This window comes from Mesorhizobium sp. M1338 (assembly GCF_040318045.1).
GTDB lineage: Bacteria > Pseudomonadota > Alphaproteobacteria > Rhizobiales > Rhizobiaceae > Mesorhizobium.
This window is the reverse complement of sequence record NZ_JAMYLL010000040.1, coordinates 24,697-45,797: the sequence shown is the minus strand read 5'-3', so window position 1 is coordinate 45,797 and position 21,101 is coordinate 24,697. Positions and strand designations below refer to the sequence as shown.

At 64.0% G+C, this 21,101-nt stretch carries 22 protein-coding genes; 13 read left to right on the top strand and 9 right to left on the bottom strand.

Going from position 1 to position 21,101, the window contains the following annotated elements; genetic code table 11:
• Window positions 1–56: 56 nt before the first annotated feature.
• From NKH19_RS25775 to NKH19_RS25765, 3 genes are all read left to right on the top strand, one after another.
• The gene (locus NKH19_RS25775; RefSeq protein WP_352872386.1) at window positions 57–1,016 is read left to right on the top strand and encodes a TAXI family TRAP transporter solute-binding subunit; all 960 of its coding nucleotides are present in this window, start codon (window positions 57–59) and stop codon (window positions 1,014–1,016) included.
• Window positions 1,017–1,175: 159 nt separating this feature from the next.
• Window positions 1,176–3,275 carry a TRAP transporter permease gene (locus NKH19_RS25770; protein ID WP_352872388.1) on the top strand — a complete coding sequence of 700 codons (2,100 nt, stop codon included), beginning with the start codon at window positions 1,176–1,178 and terminating at the stop codon, window positions 3,273–3,275.
• On the top strand, window positions 3,272–3,655 hold the full coding sequence (locus NKH19_RS25765) for a DUF1850 domain-containing protein (protein ID WP_352872389.1): 384 nt from the start codon (window positions 3,272–3,274) through the stop codon (window positions 3,653–3,655). Before NKH19_RS25770 ends, NKH19_RS25765 begins: the two co-directional genes overlap by 4 nt.
• Window positions 3,656–3,975: 320 nt before the next feature.
• Here NKH19_RS25765 and NKH19_RS25760 read toward each other — a convergent pair whose 3' ends face one another.
• On the bottom strand, window positions 3,976–4,116 hold the full coding sequence (locus NKH19_RS25760; RefSeq protein ID WP_352872390.1) for a hypothetical protein: 141 nt from the start codon (window positions 4,114–4,116) through the stop codon (window positions 3,976–3,978).
• A 376-nt stretch (window positions 4,117–4,492) separates the two neighbouring features.
• On the opposite strand from NKH19_RS25760, the gene ku reads away from it, so the two are divergent.
• Both ku and ligD read left to right on the top strand, forming a co-directional pair.
• On the top strand, window positions 4,493–5,347 hold the full coding sequence (ku, locus tag NKH19_RS25755) for a non-homologous end joining protein Ku (protein ID WP_352872391.1): 855 nt from the start codon (window positions 4,493–4,495) through the stop codon (window positions 5,345–5,347).
• Between the two features lie 12 nt (window positions 5,348–5,359).
• Entirely contained in the window at window positions 5,360–7,873 is a 2,514-nt protein-coding gene (gene ligD / locus NKH19_RS25750) for a DNA ligase D (protein ID WP_352872392.1), read from the top strand.
• A gap of 12 nt (window positions 7,874–7,885) precedes the next feature.
• Here the strand turns inward: ligD and NKH19_RS25745 are convergent, their stop codons facing one another.
• Window positions 7,886–8,560, bottom strand: a complete 675-nt coding sequence (locus NKH19_RS25745) for an ArsR/SmtB family transcription factor (protein ID WP_352982980.1) — start codon at window positions 8,558–8,560, stop codon at window positions 7,886–7,888.
• 68 nt (window positions 8,561–8,628) lie between these two features.
• On the opposite strand from NKH19_RS25745, the gene NKH19_RS25740 reads away from it, so the two are divergent.
• The 3 genes from NKH19_RS25740 to NKH19_RS25730 all read left to right on the top strand — a co-directional run bounded on the left by NKH19_RS25740 (window position 8,629) and on the right by NKH19_RS25730 (window position 9,604).
• Window positions 8,629–8,844 carry a DUF1127 domain-containing protein gene (locus NKH19_RS25740; RefSeq protein ID WP_352872394.1) on the top strand — a complete coding sequence of 72 codons (216 nt, stop codon included), beginning with the start codon at window positions 8,629–8,631 and terminating at the stop codon, window positions 8,842–8,844.
• 86 nt (window positions 8,845–8,930) lie between these two features.
• Entirely contained in the window at window positions 8,931–9,263 is a 333-nt protein-coding gene (locus NKH19_RS25735) for an NIPSNAP family protein (protein ID WP_352872395.1), read from the top strand.
• On the top strand, window positions 9,260–9,604 hold the full coding sequence (locus tag NKH19_RS25730) for an antibiotic biosynthesis monooxygenase family protein (protein WP_352872396.1): 345 nt from the start codon (window positions 9,260–9,262) through the stop codon (window positions 9,602–9,604). Before NKH19_RS25735 ends, NKH19_RS25730 begins: the two co-directional genes overlap by 4 nt.
• Before the next feature lie 40 nt (window positions 9,605–9,644).
• Here the strand turns inward: NKH19_RS25730 and mbfA are convergent, their stop codons facing one another.
• Window positions 9,645–10,628 carry an iron exporter MbfA gene (gene mbfA, locus NKH19_RS25725; RefSeq protein ID WP_352872398.1) on the bottom strand — a complete coding sequence of 328 codons (984 nt, stop codon included), beginning with the start codon at window positions 10,626–10,628 and terminating at the stop codon, window positions 9,645–9,647.
• Between the two features lie 166 nt (window positions 10,629–10,794).
• On the opposite strand from mbfA, the gene NKH19_RS25720 reads away from it, so the two are divergent.
• Window positions 10,795–11,118: a hypothetical protein gene (locus tag NKH19_RS25720; RefSeq protein ID WP_352872401.1), complete on the top strand. Its 324-nt coding sequence runs from the start codon at window positions 10,795–10,797 to the stop codon at window positions 11,116–11,118.
• A 396-nt stretch (window positions 11,119–11,514) separates the two neighbouring features.
• Complete coding sequence (locus NKH19_RS25715; protein ID WP_352872403.1) at window positions 11,515–12,498, top strand: threonine/serine dehydratase family protein; 984 nt, start codon at window positions 11,515–11,517, stop codon at window positions 12,496–12,498.
• Between the two features lie 145 nt (window positions 12,499–12,643).
• On the opposite strand, the gene NKH19_RS25710 is transcribed toward NKH19_RS25715, so the two are convergent.
• The 4 genes from NKH19_RS25710 to NKH19_RS25695 are packed head-to-tail and all read right to left on the bottom strand — an operon-like array spanning window position 12,644 to window position 16,341.
• Window positions 12,644–13,780 carry an ABC transporter permease gene (locus NKH19_RS25710; protein ID WP_352872405.1) on the bottom strand — a complete coding sequence of 379 codons (1,137 nt, stop codon included), beginning with the start codon at window positions 13,778–13,780 and terminating at the stop codon, window positions 12,644–12,646.
• Window positions 13,777–14,697, bottom strand: coding sequence for an ABC transporter ATP-binding protein (locus NKH19_RS25705; RefSeq protein ID WP_352872407.1), 921 nt, complete (start codon window positions 14,695–14,697; stop codon window positions 13,777–13,779). The genes NKH19_RS25710 and NKH19_RS25705 overlap by 4 nt, the downstream gene beginning before the upstream one ends.
• Window positions 14,694–15,647: an HlyD family secretion protein gene (locus NKH19_RS25700; protein WP_352872409.1), complete on the bottom strand. Its 954-nt coding sequence runs from the start codon at window positions 15,645–15,647 to the stop codon at window positions 14,694–14,696. Before NKH19_RS25700 ends, NKH19_RS25705 begins: the two co-directional genes overlap by 4 nt.
• 13 nt (window positions 15,648–15,660) lie before the next feature.
• The gene (locus tag NKH19_RS25695) at window positions 15,661–16,341 is read right to left on the bottom strand and encodes a CerR family C-terminal domain-containing protein (RefSeq protein ID WP_352872410.1); all 681 of its coding nucleotides are present in this window, start codon (window positions 16,339–16,341) and stop codon (window positions 15,661–15,663) included.
• Between the two features lie 100 nt (window positions 16,342–16,441).
• On the opposite strand from NKH19_RS25695, the gene NKH19_RS25690 reads away from it, so the two are divergent.
• Genes NKH19_RS25690 through NKH19_RS25680 form a run of 3 tightly spaced genes read left to right on the top strand, consistent with a single transcriptional unit; the run spans window position 16,442 to window position 18,722 of the window.
• Entirely contained in the window at window positions 16,442–16,915 is a 474-nt protein-coding gene (locus tag NKH19_RS25690) for a CYTH domain-containing protein (protein ID WP_352872412.1), read from the top strand.
• A complete protein-coding gene (locus NKH19_RS25685) occupies window positions 16,912–17,844 on the top strand; it encodes a CHAD domain-containing protein (protein WP_352872414.1) in 933 nt (310 codons plus the stop codon). Before NKH19_RS25690 ends, NKH19_RS25685 begins: the two co-directional genes overlap by 4 nt.
• A 50-nt stretch (window positions 17,845–17,894) precedes the next feature.
• Window positions 17,895–18,722, top strand: coding sequence for a YiiX/YebB-like N1pC/P60 family cysteine hydrolase (locus tag NKH19_RS25680; protein WP_352872416.1), 828 nt, complete (start codon window positions 17,895–17,897; stop codon window positions 18,720–18,722).
• 65 nt (window positions 18,723–18,787) lie between these two features.
• Here the strand turns inward: NKH19_RS25680 and NKH19_RS25675 are convergent, their stop codons facing one another.
• Window positions 18,788–20,164 (bottom strand): adenylate/guanylate cyclase domain-containing protein, encoded by a 1,377-nt coding sequence (locus tag NKH19_RS25675; RefSeq protein WP_352872417.1) that lies wholly within the window; start codon window positions 20,162–20,164, stop codon window positions 18,788–18,790.
• 118 nt (window positions 20,165–20,282) lie between these two features.
• Window positions 20,283–21,083: a helix-turn-helix domain-containing protein gene (locus NKH19_RS25670; RefSeq protein ID WP_352872419.1), complete on the bottom strand. Its 801-nt coding sequence runs from the start codon at window positions 21,081–21,083 to the stop codon at window positions 20,283–20,285.
• Window positions 21,084–21,101 lie beyond the last annotated feature (18 nt).

The window sequence follows — 21,101 nt, the reverse complement described above, 5'->3', positions numbered from 1 at the left end:
TCCGGTTCGCACCTGGGAGGCGGTGCGGTCGTCGATATTTTCAGGGAGGAGATCCGATGTTCCATTTCAGAACGAAATTCGTTGCGGCCGGCGCCGTGGCGCTCTCGCTTGGCCTGGGCGCTGTCTCAGCCAAGGCACAGGAATTCATCAACGTGCTGACCGGCGGCACGTCCGGTGTCTATTATCCGCTCGGCGTCGCATTGTCTGAAATCTACGGCAAGGGCATCGAAGGCGCGCGCACCCAGGTGCAGGCGACCAAGGCTTCGGTCGAAAATCTCAATCTGCTGCAGCAGGGCAAGGGCGAGATCGCCTTTGCGCTCGGCGATTCCGTCAAGCTGGCCGCCGAGGGCAACACCGAGGCCGGATATCCAGGCAAGCTCGACAAACTGCGCGGCATCGCCGCCATCTATCCCAACTACATCCAGATCGTCGCCAGCAAGGAATCCGGCATCAAGACGCTGGCCGATCTCAAGGGCAAGAGCCTGTCGGTCGGCGCGCCAGCCTCCGGCACCGAGCTCAACGCGCGCGCCATCTTCGCCGCCGCCGGGCTGAAATACGAGGATCTCGGCCGCGTCGAATATCTGCCCTTCGCCGAATCGGTCGAGCTGATCAAGAACCGCCAGCTCGACGCCACGCTGCAATCGGCCGGGCTCGGCGTCGCCTCGATCCGCGACCTCGCCACCTCCGTGCCGATCAACGTCGTTGCCGTGCCAGAGCAGGACGTCGCCAAGATCGGTGCGCCCTATCTTTCGGTGGTCATTCCCAAGGGCACCTATGAGGGCCAGAGCGAGGATGTCGCCACCGCCGCCGTCGGCAATTTCCTCATCACCCGCGCCGATGTCTCCGATGAAACCGCCTATCAGATGACCAAGCTCCTGTTCGAGCATCTCGACCAGCTTGCCGCGGCGCATGCGGCCGCCAAGGCGATCGACCCGGCCAAGGCGCTCGACGGCATGCCGGTGCCGCTGCATCCGGGGGCTGAGCGGTATTACAAGGAGAAGGGGCTGCTGAAGTAAGCGCCTTTCCCTCCCCTTGAGGGGAGGGTGGACAGCCGCCGAAGGCGGGTGGACGGGTGGGGTCGGTCCAGGCCGCGCACTGCCGCAATGACCCCGCCCGCCTCGCTTCGCTCGGCCCTGCCCTCGAGGGGGAGGGAAAGCACCGCCAGGAACCCGCCAATGACTGACGTCCATCCGAAAACCCCGACCGTGCTTGCGCCCGCCGAAGAGCAGGTAGAAGGCCTGCCGCCGGGCTTCGGCGAAGGGCTCGCCGGTAAGGCCGCCTTTCTCATCGCCGTCGCCTTTTCCGTGTTCCAGATTTACGTCGCCGCCTATGGCAGCATTCCGAGCCAGGTGGTGCGGGCCATGCATGTCGGCTTCCTGCTGCTGCTCGGCTTCGGCCTGATCGCCAATCTGCGCGCCACCAGCGTGCCGGCGAAGGCCGCGTTCTGGACGCTCGGCGCGCTCGGCTTTGGCACCGGCCTGTACAATTGGGTGTTCTATATCGACCTCATCCGCCGCTCCGGCTTCCTGACCACGCCGGACCTTATCGTCGGCGCCGTGCTGGTGGTGCTGGTCTTCGAGGCCGCGAGGCGGCTGATGGGGCTACCGCTGGCGGTCATCGCCTTCATCTTCCTCGCCTACTGCTTCGTCGGCAATCATCTGCCGCCGCCACTGACCCATCGTGGCTATGATTTCGCCCAGCTCGTCGACACCTTCGCCTATGGCACCGAAGGCATCTACGGCACGCCGATCTATGTTTCGGCCGCCTACATCTTCATCTTCGTCGTCTTCGCCGCCTTTCTCGAACGCGCCGGCATGATCGCATTGTTCAACGATTTCGCGCTAGGTCTTGTCGGCACATGGCGCGGCGGCCCGGCGCAGGTCTGCGTGCTGTCGTCGGCGCTGATGGGCACCATTTCCGGATCGGGCGTCGCCAACGTGGTGGCCAGCGGCCAGTTCACCATCCCGCTGATGAAGCGCTTCGGCTTCCGCTCGGCTTTCGCCGGCGCCGTCGAGGCGACCTCCTCGATGGGCGGCCAGATCATGCCACCGGTGATGGGCGCGGTCGCCTTCATCATGGCCGAAACGCTGAACGTGCCCTATGCCGAAGTGGTCAAGGCGGCGATCATCCCGGCGTTGCTCTATTTCGGCGCCTGCTTCTGGCAGGTGCATCTGGAAGCCGGCAAGGCCGGCCTGCACGGCATGGCGAAGGCGGACCTGCCCAACCCGTGGGACGCGGTGAAACAACACTGGCCGCTGGTGCTGCCGCTCGCAGCCCTCATCTATCTTTTGTTCGCCGGCTATACGCCGATCTTCGCCGGCACGATGGGCCTGGCGCTGACCATCGTGCTCATCCTCGGCACGCCGCTGGCCGCGGCGATCGGGCCGCTCGCCTTCCGCATCGTGTTCTGGTTGGCCCTCGGGCTTGCGGCGGCTTCGTTCATGAAATTCGGCGTCAACCTCCTCGGCCTCGTCATCGCCGCGCTGGTCGTCGCCTGCTTCACCTCTAGGGGCGGCCGCGAAACGCTGCGGATCTGCGTCGATTCGCTCGCCGAAGGCGCCAAGAACGCACTGCCGGTCGGCATCGCCTGCGCCATCGTCGGCATCGTCATCGGCACGCTGACGCTGACCGGCATCGCCTCGACCTTCATCGGCTGGATCATCTCGATTGGCGAGGACAATCTTTTCCTGTCGCTGGTGCTGACCATGGTCACTTGCCTGGTGCTCGGCATGGGCATCCCGACCATTCCCAACTACATCATCACCTCGTCGCTGGCCGGGCCGGCGCTTTTGTCGCTTGGCGTGCCGCTGCTGGTCAGCCACATGTTCGTCTTCTATTTCGGCATCATGGCCGACCTGACGCCGCCGGTGGCGCTGGCCGCGTTTGCCGCGGCACCGATGGCCAAGGAAAGTGGCCTCAAGATCGGCATCCAGGCGACCAAGCTTGCCATTGCCGGCTTCGTCGTGCCGTTCATGGCGGTCTACACGCCGGCGCTGATGCTGCAGGATGCCGGGCCGATCGCCGCCCAGTTCGGCTATCCGGTCGAGGTCGCCTACATCGTCGCCAAGGCGTGCATGGGCATAATGCTGTGGGGTGCCGCCGCCGTCGGCTTCCTCGTCAGGCGCATGGCGTGGTGGGAGCGCCTGCTGGCCTTCGCCGCCGGCGTGCTGCTGGTCGCCGCGGTACCGCTCACCGACGAGGCCGGCTGGGCGCTGTCGCTTGCCTGGATCGGCTGGCATTGCTGGCGGGCGCGGCAGGCGTCGATCTCCGCATGAGCCTGTGCATCCTGGCCGCCGGCAAGACGGTGACGCTCTCGGTTGCCGCCTTCACGCTGTCCTGGACCCATTCGGTGGAACGGACGCGCTGGCAGGAGGACTGGAAGCTGACGCCTTCCGGCCTGCAGGTGGTCGAGGCGCGGATCGAAGGTTCTGGCGCCGGCATGGAACCTCCGGAAGGCGCGGTGCTGAAAGACGGCTGGTGGATTTATACGCCTGATGTCGGTCCGCAGCGGCGCGTCGTGCTCGCTGCCTCGGGTGCCACCGGCGACGGCTGGACGCTGTGCACGGTTCAGGGCTGCCGTGAACTGGGCAGGGCGACTGGCGCCTCCATCGTGCTGGAACCATGCGGGTCGGACGGCACGAGCCAGCCGCGATAGCGCACGATCAATCCGATGAGCGGATGGGAAACTGAACACCATGCCCACGACCGGAGCACAGAACGCAGACGCCATCGAAAACGATGAGGATGGCGTGCGTCGCTGGATATTTCGGAGGGACGATCCGACGTGGGACGGTCGGTCACGCCGGCCTCGGCTGTCCTATGATACTAAGCCAGCCAGCAATGGCACCAAAAGCCGTGGCGATGTCGCATGTCGCCCGTCGACGACAGCGGGACGCTCGGCGCGATAGGTGGTGGCGCGGGTAGAGGTGGCGGGCCTGCAAATCCGGCTGTCGTGGCGATTTTCGAAAGCCATGATCAGTGCGCGCCCAGCGAGTTGCCGCGACGGGCGCAGGCCGGGCCGGGGCCGCGCATGTAATAGCGCTCGGGCCGATATGTCGGCGCAACGAATTCGCGGATGGCGGCGGCATAGCCGATGAGGTGCGCGATGAAGTTCATTTACCTGGTCCCTGTCCCGATTTTCGGATGTCCCTTCCGAATTGCGGTCATCATAGCGTCGAGGCGTGAATAGTCGGTGAACGTGATGTTAATATCGGGTCAAAAATGCCTTGCTTCGTGGCTGGAATGCGGCTGATTCGGGGTCTTTCCGTGCAGTTGGTCGGCATTCCGGCCAATGTGACTTTTGCATCACATATGTTTCGTTTGAATGTCGCCCGCGCGCGGTTCTGTTTCAACTTTTGCCGCGCCCGTGAAATTTCCGTGCTTGGCGCCTCGGCGCCGCAAACCGACCTGGACCTCCATTCGTCGCGCGATGGCGGAACTGGAGCGGGCTCTGTCCGTTCTCACCCTTATCGGGTCGTGGAAGGGAAAAGTCATGGCGCCGCGTCCAGCCTGGAAGGGCTATCTGAAGCTGTCGCTGGTCACCTGTGCCGTCGAGCTGACCAATGCCGTCAGCCACGCCGAGAAGGTCTCGTTTCGGGTGCTGAACCGCAAGACCGGCAACACGGTGAAGCGCATCTATGTCGATTCCGAAACCGGCAAGCCGCTCGGTGACGGCGACGAGATCAAGGGCTATGAGGTCGACGACGGCGAATTCCTTCAAATCGAGGAGGACGAAATCGAGGCTGTGCGGATCGAAGCATCGCATACGCTGGCTCTCGACGGGTTCGTCGACAAAGCCTCGATCCAGCAGATCTATCTCGACACGCCCTACTATGTCACGCCGGCCGACAAGGTGTCGGAAGAGGCGTTCGCCGTCATCCGCGATGCCATGGCGGGCAAGAAGATGGCCGGACTGGCGCGCATCGTGCTCTATCAACGCGAGCGCCCCGTGGTGATCGAACCGCTCGACATGGGCATGGTGCTGACGACGCTGCGCTACGACACAACGGTGCGCGAGCCCGACACGGTGTTCGGCGACGTCAAGGCGGTGAAGACCGATCCGGAGATGACCGAGCTGGCCGAGCTGATCATCGACAAGAAGAAAGCGAAGTTCGATCCAGCGGAATTCGAGGACGAATACGAGAACGCGCTGCTCGAGCTGGTCCGCGCCAAGAAGGCGGGCAGAAAGGCGCCCAACGCCAAAGCGGCGCCCAAACCCTCCAATGTCGTCAATCTGTTCGACGCGCTGAAGAAGAGCCTGTCGTCGGATGGCGACGCGACGAAGGCTTCGGCGAAGGCTAAACGCGCCAAGCCGAAAGCCGGTGCGCCCAAGCGCAAATCGGCCTGAGGACACGAAGCGATGGCCAGCCTCGAACAGTATCATTCCAAGCGCGATTTCAGGAAGACCGCCGAGCCGGCCGGCAAGGTTTCTCGCGACACCAAAGCCAAGGCCGGCGGCATCTTCGTCATCCACAAGCACGCCGCGACGCGGCTGCACTACGATTTGCGCCTCGAGCATGACGGCGTGCTGTGGAGCTGGGCGGTGACGCGCGGCCCGAGCCTCGACCCGCATGAGAAGCGGCTGGCGGTGCATGTCGAGGATCATCCGATCGACTATGCACCGTTCGAAGGCACAATCCCCAAGGGCGAATATGGCGGTGGTTCGGTGATCGTCTGGGACGAAGGCACCTGGACACCCGAGATCGATCCGGCCAAGGCGATGAAGAAGGGCCATATCAGCTTCGAGCTCAAGGGGCACAAACTGCACGGCCTTTGGCATCTGGTGCGGCTGAAGCCGCGCGCGGGTGAAAAGCGCGACAACTGGCTGCTGATCAAGTCGGACGATGCCGCCGCGCGTCCCGGCGAGGACATTCTGACGGAAGCGCCGGAATCGGTGAAGTCGGGCCTGACGATCGAAGAGGTCGGCGAAGGCAAGACCGCCAAGGGCCAGAAGCCAAAGGTCTGGCATTCCAACAAGCCGGCCGCCGGCAAGGCGAAGGCCGGGAGCACGAAACTCGATTTTATCGAGCCGCAGTTCGCCACGCTGGAGCGGGAAGCACCGCCGGGCAAGGACTGGCTGCACGAGGTGAAGTTCGACGGTTATCGCATGCAGGCGCAAATCGCCGGCACGGAGGTGCGGCTGCTGACCCGCACCGGTCTCGACTGGACGGAGAAGTTCGGCGGGGAGATCGTCGCGGAACTCGCCGGGCTGAAATGCAGCGACGCCATCATCGATGGCGAGGTCGTCGTGCTGGCCGATAACGGCGTGTCTTCCTTCGCGCTGCTGCAGGCCGATCTCTCAGCGAAGCGGACGGACCGCTTCCTCTACTATGTCTTCGACATGATGCGCCTCGATGGCGAGGATTTGCGCCGGGCACCTCTGGTCGAGCGCAAGCAGGCCCTGCAGGAGCTGCTCGGCAAGCAATCCGAGAATCCGGCGGTGCGTTTCAGCGACCATTTCGCCGAACCCGGCAAGATCATGCTGGAGCATGTCTGCCGCATGGGGCTGGAAGGCGTCGTCTCCAAGCGCGCCGATGCGCCGTATCGCAGCGGGCGCGGCCCCACCTGGGTGAAGTCGAAATGCACGGCGCGGCAGGAATTCGTCATCGGCGGTTATCTACCGTCGGACAAGACCGGGCGGGGGTTGCGCTCGATCCTCGTCGGCTTCCACGAGGGTGGCAAACTGCATTATGCCGGACGTGTAGGCACCGGCTTCTCCGGCAAGGGCGCCACCGACTTGAAGGCAAAGCTCGATGCGCTGACGGCAAAATCATCGCCCTTCGCCGCAGCCGTGCCGAAGGGCAAGGGACTGGTCTGGGTGAAGCCGGAACTTGTCGGCGAAGTGGAGTTTCGCAGCTGGACGTCCGACCGTATAATACGCCACGCCTCGTTCCAGGGATTGCGCGAGGACAAGCCGGCGGAGGAAGTCGTGCAGGAAAAGCCGAAGGCGGCGACGGGCAAAGGCCCAGCCAAGGCCAAGCCGCCGGCCGGCAGTGCCGCCAAACCCGCCGGGTCGATGACCACCACGGTCAAACTCTCGCATCCCGACAAGCTGCTGTGGCCGGACGAAAAAATATCCAAGCAAGGGCTGCTCGACCACTACGCGCAGGTATGGCCGCGCATGGAGCAATTCATCGTCAACCGGCCGCTCAGCCTGGTGCGGGCGCCGGACGGCATCGGCGGCCAGCGCTTCTTCCAGAAGCACGCCTCGGCCGGCATGAGCGACAAGATCGCCCGCATGAAGGACCCGACCGACGGCGAGGAGATACTGTTCATCCGGGATTTCGACGGCGTTGCGGCGCTGGTCCAGTACGGCGTGGTCGAGATCCACATCTGGGGCTGCACCGTCGACAGACTGGAGCAGCCGGACCAGATCATCTTCGATCTCGATCCCGATGAAGGCGTCGACGTGAAGGCGGTGCGCGAGGCGGCACTCGATATCAGAGGCAAGCTCGACGAGCTGTCGCTGCCGAATTTCGTCAAGACATCCGGCGGCAAGGGCTACCACGTGCTGGTGCCGCTGAAGCCGTCGGCGGATTGGGAGGCGGTTAAACCGTTCGCCCATGATTTTGCTCGCGCGCTCGAACAGGGTGCCCCCGACCGCTACACGGCGACGCTGTCGAAGAAGGCGCGCACGGGAAAGATCTTCGTCGACTATCTGCGCAATGGCAGGGGCTCGACGACGGTCGCGCCTTATTCGTCACGCGCCAAGAGGGGCGCCACCGTGTCGATGCCGGTGACCTGGGCCGAGATCGAGGCCGGGCTGGCGCCGAACGCTTTCCCGATCGGCGACAAGACGACGATGAAGCAGCTGGCGCAAGCCGATCCGTGGGCAGATTTCTTCAAGCAGGGCAAGGTGCTGAAGCGGGGCTAGGACTTCGCCCGCTCAGGCTAGAAACACCTTCTCGAAAGCCTGCTTGCCCGCGGGCGAGAAAATGACCGCGCGGCTGTCCTTTTCGCGGCGCGCCCATTTTTCCGAAAAGATCTTGTCGAGGATGGCGGCGCCCAGCGTGCCGGCGAGGTGCGAGCGGCGCACGCTCCAGTCGAGGCAGGCGCGGCACACCGGCCGGCGCGGCTTGGTGTAGACATCGATGCCGATAGCGGCGAAATGCGATGCGGCCGCCGGCCCGAGCCTGATTTCCTTGTCGTCGCGGACCAGGACGTTTTTTGCGACAAGGCGATCGAGCATCGCCACCGCCTGCTCGCCGGCGAGGTGATCGTAGCAGACGCGCGCCACCCGCATCGCTCCGTCGCGGGGACCCGGTCGCACGCGCTTTGGGCCAACGGCTTCCGCGACGCCGGTGATGGCTTCGATCATGCCCGCCACCTGCGGTCCGGCGAGACCGTAATAGCGATGCCGACCTTGGCTCGCCACCGTGAGCAGCCCGCCTTCCATCAGCTTGCCCAGATGCGAGCTGGCGGTCGGCAGTGACACACCGGCCTCGAGCGCCAGTTCGCTCGCCGTCAGCGCCGTGCCGCCCCTCAGGGCATTCAGCATGTTTGCCCGTGCTGGATCGCCGACCAGACTGGCGATGCGGGCTATGTCGGGTCCTTCACGCATAGTTCGTTCTCCGTCGAAGCATTCTTGTCAGATAACCACTATTCTCCGGGCAGATCAAGGAGACGACGATGACCGCGCGAACCGCTTTCCCCTCGGCACCGCTCCCCGGCCGTCAATCGTTCCCGTTCGTTACCTGGCTGCGTTCGCGGCTGCTGGCCCGCTGGTATGACCGCCATTTGCAACGTCTCGACCTTGCCGAGATCGACGACCATTTGCTGCGCGACCTTGGCCTGACGCCGCAAGACGTGCGCCGCGAATGCGCGAAATCCTTCTGGCAAGCGTGACCGTCACCACGATTGCCTAGCAGACCAGGCGGCACAATGTATCGACGCTGCTCGAACTATCGATGCGAAAACCCAAGGAGACCACCATGACCATCACCTGTTTCATCCGCTACGAGATCGACCCGTTCGGCAAAGCCGCCTTCGAGGAGTATGCGCGCAACTGGGGCCAGGCCATTCCGCGCTGCGGCGCCGATTTGATCGGCTATTTCGCGCCGCATGAGGGCTCGGCCACGACCGCCTATGCCGCTTACAACATCGACAGCCTGGCGGCCTACGAAGCCTACCGCGCCCGGCTTGCCGCCGATCCCGCCGGCAAGGCAAACTATGAGTTCGCCAAGCGCGAAAGATTCATCCTGAAGGAGGACCGCATGTTCCTGAAACACGTCTCGGGACCGCACGCGAAACTGGTGCTGCCGTGATTGCCGTCATCTTCGAGGTCGAGCCGGCGGCAGGCAGGCGCGATGCGTATCTGAGCATCGCCGCCGACTTGCGGCCGCTGCTCGACGGCATCGACGGCTTTCTCTCCATCGAGCGCTTCCAGAGCCTGGTCGACCCGAACCGCATCCTGTCCTTGTCGTTCTGGCGCGATGAGAAGGCGGTGGAGGCCTGGCGCAACACCGAGGAACACCGGCAGGCGCAGAAGGCCGGCCGCGGCGGTATCTTTGCCGGCTATCGTCTGCGCATCGCGCATGTGGTGCGCGACTATGGACTGACAGAGAGGGACGAGGCGCCGGCGGACAGTCGGGCGGTGAATGGGTGAGTGGTTCTTCCTTTTCCCCCTGTGGGACAAGGAAAGAACACTAGGCATTCCCGATCAGCACACCCGCCGCGAACACCAGGGCGCCGCCCAGCACCACCTGGAAGGCGGCACGCAGGAAGGGCGTCTGCATGTAGCGGTTCTGGACGAAGGCAATCGCCCACAGTTCGAAGAACACCACGACTGCCGCGACACCTGTCGCCGTCCAGAAATGCGGGATGAGATAGGGCAATGCATGGCCAAGGCCACCCGCCGACGTCATGACGCCGGTGGTGATGCCGCGTTTTATCGGCGAACCACGGCCCGATAGTTTGCCGTCGTCGGAAGCCACTTCGGTGAAGCCCATCGAAATGCCGGCGCCGATCGAGGCGGCAAGCCCGACCAGAAAGGTCTGCCATGTGTCATGCGTGGCGAAGGCGGCGGCGAAGATCGGCGCCAGCGTCGACACAGACCCGTCCATCAGCCCGGCAAGCCCTGGCTGCACATAGGTGAGGATGAACTGGCGCTGCTCGGCGGCGGCCTCTTCGTCCTTCACTTCACCCGGCACGTGCTTCTGCTCCAGGCGCTGCGCCAGCGTCTCATGACCCTGTTCCGCCAACGCCAGATCGTCGAGCAGTTTCCGGGTCGAGGCATCCGTGGTGCGCTTGGCCGCCTCGACATAGAACAGATAGGCCTGCCGCTCCATCGCTTCGGCCTGGCTGCGCACGTGCTCGATGCCAAGCGGCCGGACCAGCCAGTCGGGCTTGCGCTCGTAATAACCCTTCACATGTTCGCGCCGGATCAGCGGAATGCGCTCTCCGAACCGCTCGCGGAAAAGCTCGATCAGCGCGTCGCGATGGCCGTCCTCCTCCTCGGCCATCTCCTCGAACACTTTTGCCGATTGCGGGAAGTTCTCCGTCAGACCATCGGCGTAGGCGCGATAGATGCGTCCGTCATCCTCCTCGGACGAAATGGCCAGAGCCAGGATCTCCTGTTCGGTAAGCGATTCGAAGGGACGGCGGCCGAAGCCGAAGACGCGGGAAAGCATGAGGAATTCACCCTAGTTTAGAATAGTTCTAAACTATGGTTTGAGATGCCTTCGGTCAATTGCGTGCGGTCAAGAATTGTTGAAGCCCGCGCGCGTACCAAGGCCTTCATTATCAGTGAATGTTTACCTATATGGGTGAGCCAAGCCAAGAACAAGGAGCCGGCAGATGACGGCAAAACAGCCTCCGCATCCCTATGATCCCAAGCCCGTTCTCGATCTCATCGCCAGCATCGAGGCCGATCTGCATCGCCTGAAAGGCCTGGTCGAGCAGCAGATCGAGAAATTCGACCCCGCCAATCCGCACAACAAGGCGCCTGACGGCAAACTGACCGAGGAAGGCGTCGAGTGCTGCTACCGCATGTTCGACGAAGGCAAGTCGCGCTATTCGGTCGCCCAGCAAATGAAAATCTCCTTTGCGGCCGCCACGCATCGGTTCAACAACTGGCGCAAGCTGGGCGGGAGCAAGAGGCAGCGGACGCTGTTGGGGTGAGAGCCCGGTTCGCCGCAGGCGAATTGAAAGATCCGGTGGACCTTTCAAAGGGCTCGAACCGGGGGGCTGCCGTAGGCAGCGGGCCCCCGGCTGAGCGCTCGACCGCCAGATGTCGGCGGGACAGCACCCCCCTCTGGCCTGCCGGCCATCTCCCCCGCAAGGAGGGAGATTGGCAGTTTCGACTTCGGCGCTTCTCTTGTCGACGTTGGAAGTTGGCGAGAGTGTTCGTGACGTCTAATCTCCCCTGAGAGGGAGATGGCCGGCAGGACAGAGGGGGGCGTGCAGCGGCGGCGTTGCCGCCCCGCCAAACTTTGTAACGGTCACATTTTTTCATTGGTGCGCCACGTTTGTTTGCGCGCATCATGCGAGGACACCTTCTCTTCCACTGGACCTTACATGACCGCCATAACCCCTCCCGGCATTGCCGACATCCACCGCGCTGCAGCCCGGCTTGCCGGCTTGATCGTCGAAACCCCGTTGATCGAATCGCAGGAGCTGAATAAGCGCTTCGGCGCCCGCATACTGTTCAAGCCGGAGACACTGCAGCGCACCGGCTCGTTCAAGTTCCGCGGCGCCTACAACAAGCTGTCGTCGCTCAGCGAAGAGGAACGCAGCCGGGGCGTCGTCGCCTTCTCGTCGGGCAACCATGCGCAAGGCGTCGCGGCGTCGGCGGCGATGTTCGGCGTCAAGGCGGTCATCGCCATGCCGGCCGACGCGCCGGCGATGAAGATCGCCAATGTCCGCAAGATGGGCGCGGAAGTGGTGCCGTTCGACCGTTTTCGCGACAACCGCATGACCGTGATCCGCCCTTACCTCGAAAAGGGCATGGTGCTGGTGCCGCCCTTCGACGACCCGGCCATCATTGCCGGCCAGGGCACGATCGGCCTCGAATTGATGCGCCAGGCAAGAGCGCTTGGCGTCAGCCTCGACGCGGTTGTGGTTCCCTGCGGCGGTGGTGGCCTGTCGAGCGGCATTTCCGTCGCCGTCAAGGACGTCTCGCCCGACACTGCGGTCTGGGCGGTGGAACCCGAGCACTTCGACGACACCCGCCGTTCGCTGGTCGCGGGCACCAGGGTTTCGAACGAGCCGGGCCACGCCTCGATCTGCGATGCGATCCTGACCGCCGAGCCCGGCCTGATCACCTTCGAGATCAATCGCAGGAACCTCACTGGTGCCATCGCCGTCTCCGACAAGGCGACGGCCCAGGCGATGCGCGATGCCATGGCCTACCTCAAGCTGGTGGTCGAGCCCGGCGGCTGCGTCGCGCTGGCCGCGCTGTCATCGGGCGAGATCGAGCTATCGGGCAAATGCGTTGCCGTGGTGCTGTCCGGCGGCAATGTCGATTTCGGTACCTATGCCGGGATCATGGCGGCGGCATAGCTGGTTCCGAAGAATTGCAGCGGCGCAGAATGATAGCTGCAGCGATCCTTCACACCCCCTCTGGCCGGCAGGCCAGAGGGGGGTGCTGTCCCGCCGGCTTCCAAGACTTCCGCGCTGCAAAAGCACCCTGACGCTCACGCGGCGTCTAATCCAGCGTCCGCCTGAACCGCACCAGTGCGACGCCGGCAAACAATGCCACGAACACCACCAGCCAGCCGATCTCCGTTGCGACCGCTGGCAGTTCGGCTCCCTTCAGCATCACCGCGCGGATGATGCGCAGGAAATGCGTCAGCGGCAGGATCTCGCCGAACACCTGCGCCCAGCCGGGCATGCCGCGATAGGGAAACATGAAGCCGGATAGCATGATCGACGGCAGGAAGAAGAAGAAGGTGAGCTGCAGCGCCTGCATCTGCGTGCGGGCAATGGTGGAGATCGTATAGCCGAGCAGCACCAGCGCCAGCACGAAGATCAGCACGGCGGTGAGCAGCAGCGATATCGAGCCGGTGAAGGGGATGGCGAACAGAAGCTTCGCCGCGGCCAGCACCACCACCACCTGAACGGCGCCGACCGCCAGATAGGGCAGCACCTTGCCCAGCATGATCTCGAGCGGGCTCGACGGCATCGCCAAGAGGTTCTCCATGGTGCCACGCTCGGTCTCGCGCGTCAGCGCGATCGAGGTCATCATCACCATCGTCATCTGCAGGATAACGCCGAGCAGGCCGGGCACGATGTTGTATTGCGAGATGCCTTCGGGATTGTAGCGCCGGTGCACCACCACTTCGAGCTGGCCAAGCGCCGCCTCGGCGGCCGCCTCCTGTATGCCGCGCGCCCGAAGCAGCGCCTGGCTGGCGACGGTGCCGAGCGTCGAGATGGCGCCGCTGGCGACGGCCGGATCGGTGGCGTCGGCCTCTATCAGGATCCGCGGACTGTCGCCGCGTTCGACCCGCCGAGCGAAGTCGGCGGGTATGGTGACGACGAAGGCGACATCGCCACGCGACATCAGGAACTCCGCATCGGCAGCACTTTGCGAGACATGGTCGAAACGGTAGTAGCCCGTGGTCTGCAACGCCGAAACCATGGCCCGCGTGTAGGGGTCACTGCTTGTTGCCACGAGTGCCGCCGGCAGGCTTTTCGGATCATTGTTGATGGCGTAGCCGAACAGCACCAGCTGCATCAGCGGCACGCCGAGCATCATGGCAAAGGTGATGCGGTCGCGCCGCATCTGGATGAACTCCTTGATCAGCAGGGCGCCAAGCCGGGCGAAGGAAAAGACGCTGTTCATGCCATGTTGTCCTTCGAGCCGGACATGAACTGGATGAAGACATCCTCGAGGCTGGTTTCACCAGGCGAAACTTTCACGCCCTTGTGCTGCTTTTCGATATCGGCGAGTGCCGCCTCCAGCTTCTTTTTGTCGGAGCCGACGACATGCAGCGTCGCGCCGAACGGCGCCACCTGGTCGACACCAGGGCGCCCCTGCAGCGCTTCGGCCACCTGGTCGAGCCGCGGGCCTTGCAGGACGAACGTGGTCAGCCCGGCATTCTTGACCACCTCCGCGACTGTGCCGGTGGCCAGCATCTTGCCGTAGGAGATATAGCTGATTCGGTGGCAGCGCTCGGCCTCGTCCATATAGTGGGTGGAGACCAGCACGGTCAGCCCGCCGCTGGCGAGGCGATGGATCTCGTCCCAGAACTCGCGCCGTGCCTTCGGATCGACGCCCGCCGTCGGCTCGTCGAGCAGCAGCAATTTCGGCTGGTGCATGATGCAGGCGGCCAGCGCCAGCCGCTGCTTCCAGCCACCCGACAAGGTGCCGGCCAGCTGGTCGCGGCGCGTCGCCAGGCCGAGGTCTTCAAGCGTCCTGGCGACATGTTCTTCGACCGGCCTCAGCCTGTAGAGCCGCGCCACGAATTCGAGATTCTCGCCGATCGTCAGATCCTCGTAGAACGAGAATTTCTGCGTCATGTAGCCGACTTCGCGTTTGATGCGCAGGCTGTCGGTGCGGATGTTGAAGCCGAGCACCGTGCCTTCGCCCTCGTCGGGTGTCAGCAGGCCGCACATGATGCGGATGGTGGTGGTCTTGCCCGAACCGTTCGGCCCGAGAAAACCGACGATCTCGCCTTCGGCGACCGTCATCGTCACATGGTCGACGACGGTCTTGTCGCCAAAACGCTTGACCAGGCCATGGACGTCGATGACATTCATTTTGCGCTGTCCGCCAGATCGACATCGACGATCTGGCCCGGCTGCAGCGGGCCGGCATCGCCCTCCGGCCGCGCCTCGACGAGGTAGACCAGCTTCTGCCGGTTCTCCAAGGAATAGATCACCGGCGGGGTGAATTCGGGATCGGGCGAGACGTAGCTGACACGTGCCTTCACATCCGGGCCGCAGCCGTCGCAATGGACTCCGAGCAAGGTGCCGACCTTGACCGAGGAGAAGGCGCTCTCCGGAATGTAGACGCTGAGCTTTACCGCTCCGTCGGGCAGGATCGAGATGACCGGCGCGGTCGGGCCGGCGGTGTCGCCCGGATTGCGGATGACGTCGTTGACGCGGCCTGGCGAGGGTGCTGCCAGCACGCGCTTCGACAGCCGCCACTCAGCCTGCTCCAGCGTCGCCTGCGCCTGCTTGACCTGGTTGTCGGCGGCCTTGATCGTCTCCGGCCGTGCCGGCAGGCCGCCGACGGCGAGATTGGCATTGGCCTGGCCGACCTGCGCGTTGGCCGTCTCCAGCGTCGCCGAGGCGGTGTCGAAATCGGCCTGCGTGCCGGCGCCGCGTTTGAACAGGTCCGCGGCGCGGTCGAATTTGCGCTTGGCGTCGGCGGCCTGGGCACTCGCCATGTCGACCTCGGCCTTCAGCACGGCGATCTCTTCTGGCCGCTTGCCGATCTGCAGGTCAGCCAATTGCGCCTGCGCCTGGGCGAGGCCGGCCTCGGCCTGCGCCACCGCGATCCTGGCATCGGCACTTTCCAGCGTCACCACGGTCGTGCCGGGCACCACACGATCGCCGCGCTTGACCATGACGGTCTCGACCTGCGCCACCTCGATCGGCGCCAGCAGCACATAGTCGCCCTCGACATAGCCGACGGCCAGCGGCGCAGCCGGGGCACAGGCGCTGAAAAGCTGCGCGGCGAGCGGCAGCGAACACAAAATGCTCATGGTCTTTGCCTCTTCATCCTTGCCTCTTCCGGGCAGCCAGTATGGCCTTGAGATTGCCCGATGTGGCCGCCACCACCTTGGCGGCCTCGGCGGCGCCGATGTCGTGCCAGCCCATGCGGCGCATCACCGCCTCGCGACCGATGCGGAAATAGATGACCTGGCCGATCAGCGTGAACACGGTAAGCCTCGCAGCCTCGCTTTCGGCCGGCTCGCCCGTCGCCTGTTCCCAGAGCTGGCACAGCCGGCGGTGCGTCGGCTCGAAGACGCCGTCATAGATGCGGTCAAGCGCTGCCGTCGGATGGGAAAGCTCGCGCAACAGGAACTGCACGATCTCGCCGGCCTGCGGGCTTGCCACGACAAAGCCGACCATTCGTTCCAGAGCCGCGAAGAGCTGCATTTGCGCCGCCTCGGGACTGCCCGGCGCGGTTGCCTGCATATTGCCGAGCGCCTGGCCGGCAACCGTCTGAATGGTTTCGACGATAAAGTCGGCGGCAGCGGTGCGAAGACCCTCCTTGCCGCCGAAATGATAGGCGATCGAACCGATATTGGCGTGCGCCTCCGCGGCGATCTCGCGCGTCGAGGTGCCGTCAAAACCCTTTCGGCCGAACAGTTTCAGCGCCGCCTGCACAAGAGCGGCGCGCGTCATCTCGGTGGGCTCGCGGCGAGGGCTTTTGGGGTCGGGCGACTTTGTCATGACCTCCATTTAATCAATCGATTGATTAAAGTCAATCCGTGAGCGCCAACTGTGTACATTGTCTTGCCATGAACGGCGGCAACCGCTTTAGTGCGCGGCCATGGGCAAGGAAATCGAACGCAAATTCCTGGTTTCCGGCACCGCATGGCTGGAACTGGCCGAGGCGGATATCCGCATCCTGCAGTTCTATCTCGCCGCCGGCCCCGCGCGCACGGTGCGCGTGCGCATCAGTGACGGCACTTCCGCCAAGCTGACGCTCAAATTCGGCGGCAAGGCGCGCGAGCGCGACGAGTTCGAATATTCGATCCCCCTGTCGGAGGCGATGGAGATGCTGGACTTCGCCCTCGGACGTGTCATCGAGAAGACACGTCACCATGTTAGGCACCGCGGCTATCTCTATGAAGTCGATGTCTTTGGCGGGCCGCTGGCGGGACTTGTGGTCGCCGAACTCGAGACGCCGGAGGACGTGCCGGACGAAATGCTGCCTGACTGGCTCGGCCGTGAAGTGACCGGCGAGCAGAAATTCTACAACGCGTCGCTCGCCCTCGGGGGGATACCGGAGATCGCCGCATGAGCTTTCGCATCGATCCACGCCTGCCGCTGACCGACGAGGTCAGGCGTATCCTTGCCGAGGAAATCGGCAAGGCTCTGCATCATCTTGACGCCGCGCGTAGCAGGCCGGAGCAGGCGCTGCACAAATGCCGCAAGCGGCTGAAGAGCGCGCGTGCCTTGCTGCGCCTTGTTCGTTCCGGAGACGAAACATTCTGCGAGACAGAGAACCAGTGCTACCGCAATGTGGCGGGGCTGCTTGCCGGCCCGCGCGAAGCGACGGCGCTGATCGAGACCATCGACCGGCTGGCGGCAAGCTTTCCCAAGGAGAGCGCCGACGATGGGCTGACCGCCGCACGCGACAGGCTGATCGCCCACCAGCATGAATTGCACGAAGGCAGCGGACTCGAAGCGGCGATCGGCGCGGCGACCGCCGCTTGCGAGGAAGGCCTCAAGCGGATCGAAAGCCTCGTCTTGCCCGACCAGCCGGAACAGGCCGCGGACGTGCTTGCCGAAGGCGCACGTGCCACGCTGCGTCGCGCCAGAAAGGCGCTGGACAAGGCCGGATCGCGCGGCGAAGCCAATGATTTCCACGATCTGCGCAAGGCGGCCAAGACCCACGGCATGCATCTGTCGCTGCTCGGCAGGCTGTGGCCGACACCGATCAAGGTCCGGCGCAAGGCGGTCGACGAACTGGGCGAGCGGCTGGGCGACCTGCACGATGTGTTCGTCATGCGCGACCTGCTCGAGGCCGACGGGCGTCCGCTCGGACCGCACGAGGACACCAAGCTTCTAGGCAAGCTTTTGAAGCGGTCGGAGAAGCAGCTGAAGAAGAGCTGTCTGGCCGAGGCGGCCGAACTGTTCGGCGACAGCCCCAAACGCTCGACGCGCAAACTGGCGCGCAAGGCGCGCGGCGATCTGGCTTCGCCGCCGGAAGACGCGACGGTCAGCTGACCGACATGCGGCTGGCGCCCGGCTGCCCGCCTATGCTAATCGCCTAGGATATGACCGAGCCCGGCAACACGCTTCTGGATCGACTTGGCCGCTGGCTCGCCGGCCGGCTGCAGGAAGAATCTTCCGGCTACGAACCCTACACGCCATCCGATGCCGAGACGCTGCGCCGCACGCTTGAGCCCGGCGATATCCTGCTGATCGAGGGCAACCAGAAGATCTCGGCGGCGATCAAATACCTGACTCAGTCGACCTGGTCGCATGCGGCCTTCTATGTCGGCGACGCGCTGGCCGAACCGGAGGACGGAACGGAGAGGCGGCGGCTGATCGAGGTCACGCTCGGCGAAGGCTGCGTGGCGGTGCCCCTGTCGCGCTATCGCACCTACAACACCCGCATCTGCCGGGCGAGCGGGCTGACACCGGAGGACCGCGACAAGGTCGTCGCCTTCATGGTCAGCAAGCTCGGCCTTAAATACGACCTCAAGAACATTTTCGACATGCTGCGGTTCTTCTTCCCGACGCCACCGGTGCCGGTGCGCTGGCGCCGCCGCATGCTGGCCTTCGGCTCCGGCGACCCGACACGGGCGATCTGCTCGACGCTGATCGCCGAGGCCTATGGCCAGATCCGCTATCCGATCCTGCCCGAGATCACCCGTGCGCCCGGCCGCGCTTCGGCGCAGTCGAACTATTCGCGCAAGGAAATCCTGCACATCCGCCACCACTCACTGTACACGCCGCGCGATTTCGACCTGTCGCCCTATTTCCGCATCGTCAAGCCGACGCTGGAATATGGTTTCGACTACCGGCAGATGGTCTGGGACGACAAGGCAAGCACAGACGCCGCAGCCGCAAAGGCTGGCGCAATCGCCTCAGACACCTGATGGCCCCTATGGCGCGGCCTATCGCTATCCAGCCGAGGTGCAGGCGTTTCACATGGCGGCCTATATCACGCCGAAACCGCAATAGCACCCTGGTTTTTGGCTCTGTGTTCGACCCAGACATGGACCGGTTCGTCCCGGCCGCGGATGCTCACCGGTCCATGATCGCGCGCATTCAACAGTGTCGTGGGCGATTCCGCCTTCGCGGCCTCAATCAGTCGTGACCCAAAGCAAATATTCGCCTGAAGCTCACGGCAGAGCGACTGCAAACGGCTGGCGACGTTGACGGTGTCGCCCACCACCGCGAAGGACAAATTGCGCTCGCTGCCGACCGCGCCGATGACCACTGCGCCATATTGTGCACCGATCCGAACGTCCAGCGGCGGGTATCCCCTGGACACCCGCTGGACATTCCAGTCTTCGAGAGCGGCGACCATCGCTTCAGCACACTGAATGGCCCGAGTCGCGTCGTCATGGCTGGCTTGCGGAACCCCGAATGTCGCCATGATGCAATCGCCGATATAGTTATCGACGGTGCCATTGTGGTCGAAAACGACCTGTTCCATGCGACGGTGGAACTGACGCAGAAGTTCGAACACTGCTTCGGCCGGATGATCCTCGGAATAGTGTGTGAAGCCGACGATGTCGGCGAACAGCACCGCGATATCCTGCCGGCGGACCGGGCCGAAGGGCTCGTCATCGGTGGCGAGCTGGTCGACGACATTGGGCGAAAAATGCCGGGCGAGATTGGCGCGGGCGCGCTCTGCCTTGACATAGTCTTCCGACAAATGTCGGGAACGATAGACGACCAGCGCCATGATCGCGCCGATAATCAGCACAACCAACACGTTGGTCGCCTGCGCAAATGTATCGACGAAATTGGGGTTGAGATAGAGGTTCAGTCGCTCTGTCACCGGCAGCGAATAGAGGTTCGTCGCCGGAATGACGGTTCCCGGATGAGAAATCACCCATCCCACCCCGATCGCCCATGTCAAGGCCGCGAGCGCGCCGAGATAGAGCGCCAATCGTGTCGAAAGGGTCAGCGCGCCAAGGCATACGAAAATCAGCAGGAATTTGAAGCTGCCCTCGCGCAGTTGCATCGCGGCTGGTGCGACCTCCAGGGAAAACGGGTTGGGCGTTACCAGCAGAACGGTCAACAGAATGATGTCCAGCGTACCGACGAGGTAACCGATCCACCATCGCGCCGTGCGACGGCGCGCAAAGAGAAACTGGATCAGGCCGACGAGCTGGAACAGCACGAGGCCCGCCAGCACGAAGAGCAGCGAAGCATCCCAGCGGCTGATCAATGAAAAGAAGCAGGAGATCACAGCGAGCGATGCCGTACGGGCCCAGAACTGCAATGCAGCACCCTGGCGTTCTGCGCGCGCCCGCAAATTTTTCAGGCGCGAATAGCGGCGAAGTTCAAGTGTTGGCGCGGTCGGCATAGGATCACTTCGATTTCACGGGGACGTGTCACGCATTCGGCAAACCCGCCCTCTTCAGTCTGGCAAATCAGTGCGCGAACTCTATCATGAATGTGATTTCATTTTTGAACCGCGGCTGTCAGGCCGGTAACGGGCGGCGTCCCTTTGCGGGAGCGGCGGGCCGATCGAACGCGCCGGCATCGCGCGGGTGCGGGCCGATCGGCATGATCGCGGGAAATGGCGTTGCACCGAAGGCAAACGTCCATTTGTAGCCAACCAGCCCATCCTCCGGCGTGGTGTGCTGATCGTGATGGGCCAGCAATTTGGCGCGGTCGGCGAGGTCCTGGGCCTCGCGCCGCACCATTTCCGCCGTCTCCGGCCGCATCCGCCTCGAGAAGCTGACGAAGGTCGCTTCGTTCTCGATATGGGTGATGGCCCAGCCGATGAAATTCTTGTTGGTCATCTCGAACAGCGGCCGCAGCGGCCCTTCGAAATTCCACTGGATCGGCGTCTCGACCAGCAATCTCGCCGACAGACCCCGTCGGAGCGCGATCAGGCCAAGTTCCTCCAGATCCCGCAGATAGAGGAACATCGAGGCTTCGCTCAGGCCTTGCGAGCGCATGATGCCCTCGGGCGTGAACTTCTCCGACAGCATGACGAAGATGAACAGCAGTGCCGGCCGGCCGGCGAGCCTGCGCTCGATCTCCGGCGCGATGTGGTTGACCGGACCCGGCCCCCTGTTCATCGAGCCGAGCACGTTCTCCAACTCGACGCCGGCAGCGGCGCAGATCTCCATCAGCCGGTCGAGCTTGCAGTTGCGCTCGTGGAAGATGCGCTTCACCGTCGGCTCGGAAACGCCCATGCGTTCGGCGAGCTCGCGGTAGGTGACGCCCTTCGCCTTCAGCGTCCGCTTCAGCGCGTCGAAGATCAGGCCGTTCATGGGATGCACCTCTTGTCG